This window comes from Neoroseomonas soli, from assembly GCF_018129065.1.
GTDB lineage: Bacteria > Pseudomonadota > Alphaproteobacteria > Acetobacterales > Acetobacteraceae > Neoroseomonas > Neoroseomonas soli.
Window position 1 is genome coordinate 1 of the sequence record NZ_JAAEDM010000121.1, and the last position, 10,397, is coordinate 10,397.

Annotated in this window: 10 protein-coding genes; 4 read left to right on the forward strand and 6 right to left on the reverse strand. The window is 71.6% G+C overall.

Annotation, left to right across the window (positions count from 1 at the left end; translation table 11 throughout):
- The 4 genes from GXW76_RS23590 to GXW76_RS23605 form a co-directional block, all read right to left on the reverse strand.
- Positions 1-445, reverse strand: a 445-nt coding sequence (locus GXW76_RS23590) for a hypothetical protein (RefSeq protein WP_211864594.1), incomplete at its 3' end; no start/stop codon positions are given.
- Positions 446-553: 108 nt separating this feature from the next.
- A complete protein-coding gene (gene dps / locus GXW76_RS23595; protein WP_211864595.1) occupies positions 554-1,051 on the reverse strand; it encodes a DNA starvation/stationary phase protection protein Dps in 498 nt (165 codons plus the stop codon).
- Between the two features lie 74 nt (positions 1,052-1,125).
- Positions 1,126-2,712 (reverse strand): MFS transporter, encoded by a 1,587-nt coding sequence (locus GXW76_RS23600; RefSeq protein WP_211864596.1) that lies wholly within the window; start codon positions 2,710-2,712, stop codon positions 1,126-1,128.
- A gap of 165 nt (positions 2,713-2,877) precedes the next feature.
- The gene (locus GXW76_RS23605; RefSeq protein WP_211864597.1) at positions 2,878-3,267 is read right to left on the reverse strand and encodes a PH domain-containing protein; all 390 of its coding nucleotides are present in this window, start codon (positions 3,265-3,267) and stop codon (positions 2,878-2,880) included.
- 212 nt (positions 3,268-3,479) lie between these two features.
- Between GXW76_RS23605 and GXW76_RS23610 the strand changes: the two genes are divergently transcribed.
- From GXW76_RS23610 to mbfA, 3 genes are all read left to right on the forward strand, one after another.
- On the forward strand, positions 3,480-4,433 hold the full coding sequence (locus tag GXW76_RS23610) for an ATP-grasp domain-containing protein (protein WP_211864598.1): 954 nt from the start codon (positions 3,480-3,482) through the stop codon (positions 4,431-4,433).
- 409 nt (positions 4,434-4,842) lie between these two features.
- Complete coding sequence (locus GXW76_RS23615) at positions 4,843-5,835, forward strand: Bug family tripartite tricarboxylate transporter substrate binding protein (RefSeq protein WP_211864599.1); 993 nt, start codon at positions 4,843-4,845, stop codon at positions 5,833-5,835.
- Between the two features lie 214 nt (positions 5,836-6,049).
- On the forward strand, positions 6,050-7,027 hold the full coding sequence (gene mbfA / locus GXW76_RS23620; RefSeq protein ID WP_211864600.1) for an iron exporter MbfA: 978 nt from the start codon (positions 6,050-6,052) through the stop codon (positions 7,025-7,027).
- Between the two features lie 9 nt (positions 7,028-7,036).
- On the opposite strand, the gene GXW76_RS23625 is transcribed toward mbfA, so the two are convergent.
- Entirely contained in the window at positions 7,037-7,813 is a 777-nt protein-coding gene (locus GXW76_RS23625) for an NAD(P)H-dependent oxidoreductase (RefSeq protein WP_211864601.1), read from the reverse strand.
- Between the two features lie 10 nt (positions 7,814-7,823).
- Positions 7,824-8,522, reverse strand: a complete 699-nt coding sequence (locus tag GXW76_RS23630; RefSeq protein WP_211864602.1) for an alpha/beta fold hydrolase — start codon at positions 8,520-8,522, stop codon at positions 7,824-7,826.
- Positions 8,523-8,744: 222 nt separating this feature from the next.
- On the opposite strand from GXW76_RS23630, the gene GXW76_RS23635 reads away from it, so the two are divergent.
- The coding region (locus GXW76_RS23635; RefSeq protein WP_246514660.1) for a DEAD/DEAH box helicase at positions 8,745-10,397 on the forward strand (1,653 nt) is incomplete at its 3' end.

Genomic DNA, 10,397 nt, shown 5'->3' on the forward strand with positions numbered 1-10,397 from the left:
CCCGGCGCTCCAGGCCGTCGAGCACCTGCTGGGCGCGCGCCAGGTCGCGCTGCAGCCGCGCCCGCAGCGCCGCCATGCGGGAATCCGCCGCCGGCCGGGGCACGCGGTTCGCGGCGAGTTCGGCGCGGATGGTCCGTGCCTCGATCCAGCGGCAGTAGAGCAGCGCGTCAAAGGCGATCTGCAGCGCGTCGAGGTCGGCGTTCTCCTGAGCGAGGCCCGCCTCGAGCCCGGCAGGAGCCGCGGCGTTGCGGCCAGTGAAATTGGTGGCCGTGACGGTGGCGCGGGAGAAATGCCCCTGGTCCCAACGCCCCCCGCCGGCGAGCAGCGCATCCCCCGCGCCGTTGAAGCTCGTCAACTGGTTGCGGCAGCCCTCGGCCTGGTCGAACCGGCCGCCCGGCCCGGCGCAGCCGGCCGCAACGACGGCGACAGCCAGCGCCCCCAGCATGATCCGAGGCCTGCCGAATCCCGAACCGTCACTGCCCATCCACCCCTCCGTTGCGCAGCCGGGATGGAGGACAGCACGTCCAGGCGACGGCATCCACCCGCGGCCGGATCAGCCGAGATGCGCCTCCAGCATCCACAGCCCCTTGTCGAGCGTGCGGGAGAAGCCGGTGAGCAGGTCCGAGGTATCGGCATCGCCGGCATCGCCGGTGGCGGCGATGCCGGCCCGCACCTCCTTCGCCAGCGCGGCGTAGCGCGCGGCGAGCGCCTTCACGTGGTCCATGCCGTCGCGCAGCCCGGCCGGATAGGGCTCGAGCCGGCTCTTCGCGCCCACCAGCTGCGTCGTGCCGTCGGGCGTTCCGCCGAGCTGGACGACGCGCTCGGCGATCTCGTCCGTCGTTCCGCCGAGTTGGTCGTAGAAGGTCTCGAACAGCGCGTGCAGTGCCGCGAACTGCGGGCCGCGCACGGTCCAGTGTGCCATGCGCACGCCGTTGGTCAGGTCAATCGCGTCGGCAAGCGCGGCGTTCAGCACGCCCACCGACACTTCCCGGGCATTGGCGCCAAGGTCGTTGCGCGTGGCATGCAGGATACCGGTACTGGTCTTGGCCAAATCTCTTCTCCTTCCGTCCGTTCGATCCTTATATGGTGACTTGCACCGGCCGCATGAAGCCTTGGCATGCCATGTCAGGACTGCACGGTGAGGTAGCGCGCCGCCTCGGGCGGGCCCTCGCCGGCCTGGAAGGCGGCGGCGCGAGCGAGAACCGCCTGGTCCACCGCATCGAGGCGGCCGACCTCGCGCAGATGCTCGGTCCATGATTCGACGGCCCAGAACTCGACCCAGCGCTCGGGACGCGCGACATCCTCGAGCAGCCGCCAGGCCAGCGCGCCGCTGCGCAGCCGGACGCTCCGCACCTCCCGCATCGCAAGGAGGAAGGCGGGGCGGTCTTCCGGCCTCACGGTGTAGCGCACGAATTCCAGCACCCGGCCCGTGTCGCCGGCCAGCAGGGGGGCGAGTTCCGCCGCAGGCGCCTCCGGCCGCGGCATGGCGACGGCGGGTGCCTCCCGCGCCGGCGGCGTGTCGAGGCCCCAGCCGCGGACCGCGACGGCGCAGACGGCACCGATCGCGCCGGCGAGCAGCAGCGCCGGGGCCACGCCGAAATGCGTGCCAGCCCAGCCCCACAGCACGGCGCCGAGCGTCATGGCCCCGAAGAAGCAGAGCTGGTAGATCCCGATGGCGCGCGCCCGTACCCAGGCGGGCGTCGCGAACTGCGCCGCGGCCTGCAGCGTACTCGCCGCGGCGAGCCAACCGGCGCCGAACAACAGCAGCGCGACCGCCGCCGGCAGCCAATGGACCGAGACGCCGAGCAGCGCCAGCGCGACCGAGGACACCAGCGAGAAGGCGAGCACCATCCCCCCGCGGGTGGGCAGCCGGGCCCGCAGGTAGGGCAGCGCGAAACCGGTGCCGACAGCGCCGATCCCCATCACGCCGAGCATCATCCCATAGGCTTCCGGCCCGAGGCCCAGCCGTTGGCGCACCACCAGGGGCAGCAGCCCCCAGACCGCCGCGGTGAAGAAGAAGAACACATTGGCGCGCAGGATGGTCGCGCGCATGGCGGGGCTCGCCGCGACGAAGCGCAGGCCGGCGCGCATCGCGCCAAGGAAGTGTTCCGGCGGCAGCGGGTTGTCCGGCTTCTCCCGTTTCCAGAACAACAGCGAAAGCAACAGCACGAGGAAGCAGAACGCATTCAGCGCGAAGGCCGCCTCGGTCCCGGCGAGGCCGATGACGAAGCCGCCGATCGCCGGCCCCACGGCGCGGGAGAGGTTGAAGCCGATGCCGTTCAGCGCGATGGCCTGCACCAGGTCCTCGCGCGGGACGAGTTCCGGCGTGGTGGCCGCCCAGGCGGGGAAGTTCAGCGCGTTCCCCATGCCGATGCAGAAGGTGAAGAACAGCAGCCCCCAGGGGCCGAGCCAGCCCGCCCAGGTCAGCAGCGCGAGCATCGTCGCGACCGTCAGCACCCAGCCCTGGGCGCCGATCAGGTAGTGCCGCCGGTCGATGATGTCGGCCGCCGCGCCGGCCGGGAGCGCGAGCAGGAAGACCGGCAGCATCGAGGCCGCCTGCACCATGCTGACCATGAAGGGTGAAGGATCGAGGCCGGTCATCATCCAGCCCGCCCCGGTGTTCTGGACCCACAGCCCGATATTGGCCGCGAGGTTCGCCCACCAGAGCAGGCGGAAGGCGGGATGGCGAAGGGGAGCGAAGGCGAGAGGCATCGTTTCAGGGTGGCAGAGGCGCCACCGCGTCGGGAAGGGCCGATCGCGCGTCCTCGGGTGCCGGCTCAACGGTCTTCGGCTCCTGGAACCGCCCCCCGACGTCGGTTCCCCAAGGACACGAAGAAGGGATGGGGGTGCGGGGGAAGGTTCCCCTTCCCCTGCTCTTCAGTCGAGCGACGCCGCCGGCCCCTTCGGCCGCGCCGTCTGGTTCCACAGGGTACGGATCTTCTCGCTCACGCCCACCGGGTCGGCGACGCCGCGCAGCACATGCGTCTCCTCCGAGCGGCCTTCCATCGACTTCACCACGATGTCGCCGATGCCGACGAGGCGATGCCAGATGCTCTGCTTCACGACCACGTCGCGGATGCGGAAGATCTCGATGTCGTCGCGCACCTTGGTCCAGAAGCCGGAGGTAAGGGTGATGCGCTCGTTCGTCACGGTGACGCGCTGCCGCCCGAGGAAGGGCAGCCCCAGCATCAGCGCGGAGAGGGCGAGCCAAAGCGGCCCGTAGGAGCGCTTCGTCTCCCGCGCTTCCAGGATGATCGATTCCGACATGCGGCTTCCCCTGACGCCACCGCGTGGATACGGCGCGGCGCGCGGCGCGGCAACGGGGAAGGGCTTGGCGCCGGACCGGCCGCGCGGGGGAAGTCATCCCCGCCTGACACGCGATCGGAAAAGAATAATTTTTCTTCATATCCCGTACTTGCGGCCATTCATGAGAAACGCTTTCTCTTGCTGCGCGATAACCGCGGCGGAAACCGGCCCCCATGTCGAAGATCCATGTCATCCACGAGAACGATGCCTGGCTCGCGCCGCTGCGCGCCGCCTTCGGCGCGATCCACGTGCACCACGAGGAGTGGTTCATCGACCGCGGCCTGCTCGACCTGACGCAGCCGCCGCCGGAGGGCGTCTTCTACAACCGGATGTCCGCTTCCTCGCACACCCGGGGCCACCACTACGCACCCGAATACGCCGCCGCGGTCATCGAATGGCTCGAGCGCCACGGCCGCACCGTGGTCAACGGCCGCCGCGCGCTGCAACTCGAGGTGTCCAAGGTCGCGCAATACGAGGCTCTCGCCGCCTGGGGCATCCCGACGCCGCCGACCGTCGCCGTGGTGGGCGAGCAGCACATCCGCGATGCCGCCGCGCGCATCGGCTACCCGCTGATCCTCAAGCACAACCGCGCGGGCAAGGGCCTCGGCGTGCAACTGGTGCGCAGCGCCGCCGCGCTCGAGGAGGCCATCGCCCGCATCGCCGCCAGCGAGGATCCCTACGCCCTGCCGCGCGACGGCATCTGGCTGGTGCAGCGCTACATCGCCGCGCCCGAGCCGTTCATCACCCGCGCCGAGTTCATCGGCGGGAAGTTCCTCTATGCCGTGCGCGTGGACACCTCGGAGGGCTTCGAACTCTGCCCAGCCGATGCCTGCGCGATGCCCGAAGGCGCCGCCTGCCCCGCCGTCGCGCCGGGGGAAAAATTCCGCATCGTCGAAGGCTTCAACCACCCGCTGATCCCGCGCATGGAATCCTTCCTGGCCGCGAACGGGGTCGGCGTCGGCGCCATCGAGTTCGTCACCGACGCGGCCGGGAACACCTTCGCCTACGACGTCAACACCAACACCAACTACAATGCCGAGGCCGAGAAGCGGGCAGGCGTCTCGGCCCCGCTCGCGGTGGCGCGCTATCTCGCGGCGCTGTTGCCGCGCGCCGTCCGGGCCGCCTGATCATGCGCACCGGGGCAGGGTGGCACCGCTCCTCCCGCCATGTGCGGCGGTGGCGCGATCGCCGCGTGCGGTGGTGGCGCGATGCCCTCGCGCGACAGCCGGACGCGGCCCCCTCCACGGCGTGGCGCCGATGTTGCCGGCAGTGAGCCTGGCGGGCACCTGCACGGAGCGGTGAGGCGCCAGGCCCGGACGTGACGGTCCGGGTGAGCCCAATCGATGCGAAGCGCCAGGAAACGCCACACCCGGCGGCGCGAAGCATGTCCTCGATCACGTCCAGGCAAGCACAAGAACGCCCCGAAGATCATTCGGAGCCATCCCCTTTTTGACGTCGCGCCGGCCGCCTCGCGGTGGCGGCGCGCAGGGCCGCACCGTCGCGCAGGCGCGACCGGCCCACGACAGGAGACCGGCCATGAGCATCCGCAACCGAACCACCAGCCGTCGGCGCTTCGCTTCAGGGGTGCTTGCCCTGCCCGCGGCCACCCTTCTGCCGTTCCGCGCCCAGGCGGAGGAGCCGGCCTGGCCGTCGCGCCCGCTGCGGCTGGTCGTGCCCTGGCCGCCTGGCGGGCCGGTGGATGTCTACAGCCGCGCCATCGGCCAGGCGCTGGGCGAGGTGCTCGGCCAGCCGGTCGTGCTCGACAACAGGAGCGGGGCGGGCGGGCTGATCGGCACCGAGCACGTCGCGCGCTCGGCAGCGGACGGCTACACGCTGCTCGGCACCAACACCACCGCCTTCATCGGCAATGTCGTCGCCTCCCCGGAGGTCGTGCGCTTCAACGCGCGGAACGGCTTCACCCCGATCGGAATCTTCCAGGAAGGGTCCTCGGTCATCGCCGCGCACCGGTCCCTGGGCGCGCGGGACTTCCCGACCTTCATCGAGGCCCTGCGGAAAAGCCCGGACCCCGTGCCCTACGCGTCCTCCGGCCCGGGCTCCACGCCGAACCTGGCCGCACGGCACATCGGGCGTCACTTCGGCGTGCAGGTGATGGAGGTGCCCTACCGCGGCGGCGCGCAGCGGCTGACCTCCGTCATCACCGGGGAGACGTCCTTCGCGCTCTTCGACGTGAGCGTCATCCGCCAGTATGTCGAGGACGGCACGCTGGTGCCCGTCGTTGCCGCCGGCCCATCCCGCACCACGGTATGGCCGGACCTGCCGAGCTTCGCCGATGTCGGCCTCGGGGATACGGATTTCGGCGACTGGCATGGCCTCTTCGCGCCCGCCGCGACGCCGGCCCCGGTCGTGGCCCGCCTGCGGCAGGCCTTGCAGGAAGCGATGCGCGATCCCGGCTTCGTGCAGGTCGTGCGGAACGGTGGCGGGCGCGCCGTGTTCGACACGGGCGCTTCCGCCGCGGCGCGGATCGCCCAGGGCTTCACCGCCTTCGAAGCGTTGTTGCGGCAGGCCTGACAACAGGGCGCGGCCGGGCACCCGCGGGGACGGCCGCGCCGCCTTCGCGGGTGCGCCATGCCTCGATCCCGCGGGCATCGCCGCGACGGGCACGAGGCGCGCGCAACTCGCGCACCCGCCCCTCCGGTGCCTAGATTGCCGCACGGCGCCGTGGCCTCCCTGGCCGCGCGGCGAAGGCACAGCCCCGCGCGGCGGGGGACCGGAAGGATGGGTGATGCTCGGATTCCTCGGCAGCCGTAAGCCGTTCGCGCGGCTCTCGGAGAAGGAGATTCTCGCGCTCGCGATTTCCTCGGAGGAAGACGATGCGCGCATCTACGCCACCTACGCGGACCGGCTGCGGCAGGACTACCCCGCCACGGCGGCGATGTTCGACGACATGGTGGCGGAGGAGGACGGGCACCGCCGCGCCCTCATCGCCGATTTCCAGCGCCGCTTCGGCAACACCATCCCGCTGATCCGCCGCGAGCATGTCGCCGGCTACTACTCCCGCCGCCCGGTCTGGCTGGTCGAGACCCTCGGCGTCGAGCGCATCCGCCAGGAAGCCGAGCGGATGGAGGACGACGCCCGGCGCTTCTACGAGGCCGCGGCAGCACGATCGAGCGAACCCGGCACGCGCCGCCTGCTCGGCGACCTCGCGTTGCAGGAGGGCGGGCACCTCCATCGGCTCGCTCAGGCCGAGGCCACCCACCTGACCACCGACGCGCGGGAGGAGGAGGACGAGCGCGCCCGCCGCCAGACCATCCTGACCTGGGTGCAGCCTGGCCTGGCCGGGCTGATGGACGGGTCCGTCTCCACCCTCGCGCCGATCTTCGCCACCGCCTTCGCGACGCAGGATCCCCGGACGACGCTCCTGGTCGGGCTCGCCGCCTCGGTCGGCGCGGGCATCTCGATGGGCTTCACCGAGGCGGTGCACGATGACGGCGTGATCTCCGGCCGCGGATCGCCGGTGAAGCGTGGCATCGCCTCGGGCGTGATGACCGCCCTGGGGGGACTGGGGCACGCCCTGCCCTACCTGATCCCGCATTTCTGGACCGCGACGGCGGTCGCCTTCGTGGTCGTGTTCTTCGAGCTCTGGGCCATCGCCTGGATCCAGAACCGCTTCATGGAGACACCCTTCCTGCGTTCGGTCACGCAGGTGGTGCTCGGCGGCGGGCTGGTACTCGCGGCGGGCATACTGATCGGCGGGGGGTGAGCGGCGCCGCTATTCGAGGTCCAGCACCTTGCGGCGGCGGATGAAGGGCGAATGGACCGGGGCGCCCGGCTTGATGCGCCCGTCCTCGCCCCATTCGGACTTGCGGTTGAACGGGATGGTCCGGCGCTCGGCCACCGTCGGCAGCATGGCACGGAATTCCTCGACGATACCTCTCAGCCGTGCCTCGACCGCGGCGGGGTCGGAGTAGCGCAGCCCGGCCTCCACGCCATAGGCGACGAAGGGCTCGACCACGTCGAAGCCGACATAGGCGAGGGAGAAGTTCACGGGCCAGAGCATCAGGTCGATGTCGCCGCTGCGGCCGTCATGCTCGTAGGTGGCGCGGCTGGTGCCGACGGTGACCGAGAGCATGGCCCGCTTGGCGGTGAAGCGGCCGGACTCGAAGCGCCTGCTGCTGGTGTAGGCCTCGCCGTAGGCGAGCACGCGGTCGAACCAGCCCTTCAGCATGGCCGGCGGCAGGTGCCACCACATCGGGTACTGCAATACCAGGAGGTCCGCGCGGTCCATGCGCGCCAGTTCCTCCAGCACCGCCGCCGGCAGCGTCCCGGCCTGGCTGGCGTGGCGCTGCTCGGCCTGCACGTCGAAGCGGGCGGGGTCCACGCGGTCGGGGTAGTGCTCAGGTCGCTCGCAGGGGTCGAAACCCATGGCGTGCAGGTCGGAGACGGTGACCGTCCAGCCCGCCGCCTCCAGCGCCGCCGCACCGGAGGCCACGAGATGGCCATTGAAGGAGCGTGGCTCCGGATGGGCGAGAACGAAATGGGCATGCATGGGGGGGGTCTCAGGCGGTGAGCCAGGCGGCCATGGCGGCGGTCGCCGCCTCGGGCGTCTCCATGGTCGGCAGATGGCCGGCATCGGCGAAGCGGCGCAACCGGGCGCCGGGGATGCGGGCGGCCATCTCCTCCGCCAGGGCGGGCGGGGTCAGCACGTCGTCCATCCCGACCCCCACCAGCGTCGGGACGGCGATGCGCGCGAGGTCCGGGCGCGAATCCGGCCGGTGCATGATGGCCTCCTGCTGGCGCAGGAAGGCTTCCTTGCCGATGCGTGCAGCCATCTCCATCACCTCGGCGGCCAGCGGACCCTCGAGGCGGGAGGGGTGGATCAGTTGCGGCAGCAGCCGCGGCGTCACGCCGCGGAACTGGCCCGACCGCGACAGCGAGATCAGCCCCCGCCGCCGGCGCGACTGCTCCGCCGTGTCCGCGCGGGCCGAGGTGTCGAACAGGCAGAGCCGCGTCACCCGCTCCGGCGCCTGGCGCATGATCTCGAGCGCCACGTAGCCACCCATCGACAGGCCGGCCAACGCGAAGGGCCCGGACACGGCGGCGAGCGCCCGCGCCGCCATGGCCTCCACCCTGTCGTCCAGCGCCAGGTCGGCGACGACCGGCCGGGCCAAGGGGGCGAGCGCGGCCGCCTGGTCGCGCCACAGCCGCGCGTCGCAGAGCAGGCCGGGCAGGAGCAGGAGCGTCGGGCGATGCGTCATGCATAATGGCTGTAATCCGCCCCGTTCGGGCCGTCCATGCGCCGGGCGCGGGCCGGGGAGGGCTGAAAACCTTGATCTTCGTGCGGAACCGGCGCATATCCGGCGCGCTCGTGGAATGGCGGGCCGGACCGCCGGCCCCGGAGTGCGCCCCCGCCGGGGCTCGGCCACCCACCGCATCACCCGCTGTCGGCCCGCTCCGCCGGGCCCATGGAAAAGAGCGACTTGAACGACCTTCCCAATGCCGCCGCCGAGGCGGCCAATGCCCCGGTTCAACCGGGCCCTGCCCCCGAGCCGGCCGAAACCGCCCTGACCGGGCACGACGCGCCGCCCACCACCGCCGCCGAGGCTGCGGTGCCGACCGGGGAGGACGCCCCCGTCCCCGCGCAGGCCGAAGCCGCCCTGACCGGGCACGAGCCGACGCCCGCCACCGCCGCCGAGGCCGTGGTGCCGACCGGGGAGGAAGCCTCCGCCCCCGCGCCGGCCGAGACCGCCCTGAGCGGTCATGAGGCGCCGCCCATCGCCGCCGAGGCCGTGGTGCCGACCGGGGAGGAAGCCCCCGCTCCCGACGACGCCGTCGAGGAAGAAGTCCCGGAATACACCGAGGAGGACGAGCCGGAACCGCCGCGCACGACCTTCGCCGACCTCGGCCTTTCGGAGGAACTCCTCCGCTCCGTCTCCGAATCCGGCTACATCCACCCGACGCCGATCCAGGAACAGGCGATCCCCTACGTCCTGATGGGGCGCGACGTGCTGGGCTGCGCGCAGACCGGCACGGGCAAGACGGCATCCTTCGTGCTGCCGATGCTCGACATCCTGACCGGCAGCCGGGCCAAGGCGCGCATGCCGCGCTCCCTGATCCTGGAGCCGACGCGCGAGCTCGCGCTGCAGGTGGCCGAGAACTTCGAGAAGTACGGCAAGCACCTCAAGCTCAACCACGCCCTGCTGATCGGCGGCGAGAGCATGAACGACCAGCGCGACGTGCTCGACAAGGGCGTGGACGTGCTGATCGCCACGCCTGGCCGGCTGCTCGACCTGTTCGACCGCGGCCGCATCCTGATGGCGGACTGCAAGCTGCTGGTCATCGACGAGGCGGACCGCATGCTGGACATGGGGTTCATCCCCGATGTCGAGCGCATCGTCGCCATGCTGCCGGCCATGCGCCAGACGCTGTTCTTCAGCGCCACCATGGCGCCGGAGATCCGCCGCCTGGCCGATGCCTTCCTGTCCAACCCGAAGGAGATCTCGGTCGCGCCGCCGGCTTCGGTGGCGACGACGATCACCACGGGCATCGTCTTCGTCCAGCCGCACGACAAGCGCGAGGCGCTGCGCCGGCTGATCCGGTCGGAGAAGGTCCAGAGCGCTCTGATCTTCTGCAACCGCAAGATCGAGGTCGACATCCTCTACAAGTCGCTGAAGAAGCACCGCTTCAGCGTCGGCGCCCTGCACGGGGACATGGACCAGTCCACCCGCTTCGCCACGCTGAACGCCTTCAAGGCCGGCGAACTGCAGCTGCTGGTGTGCAGCGACGTCGCCGCGCGCGGCATCGACATCGGCGGCCTTTCCCACGTCTTCAACTTCGACGTCCCCTTCCGCGACGAGGACTATGTCCACCGCATCGGCCGCACCGGCCGCGCCGGGCGCGAGGGCCACGCCTACACCATTGCCCTCGCGGACGACGCGAAGAACGTGGCGGCGATCGAGAAGCTGACCGGCAAGCCCATCCCGCGGATGGCCGTCGAAGGCCTCGACCCCGTCCCCGATGACGAGATCGAGGAAGCCCGCAACGCGCCCAAGGGCCGCGGCCGCGGGCGCAGCGCCGCCCCGGCCAGGGGCCGCGGCGCGGACCGCCGGGAAGGCGGACGCCGCGAGGGTCCC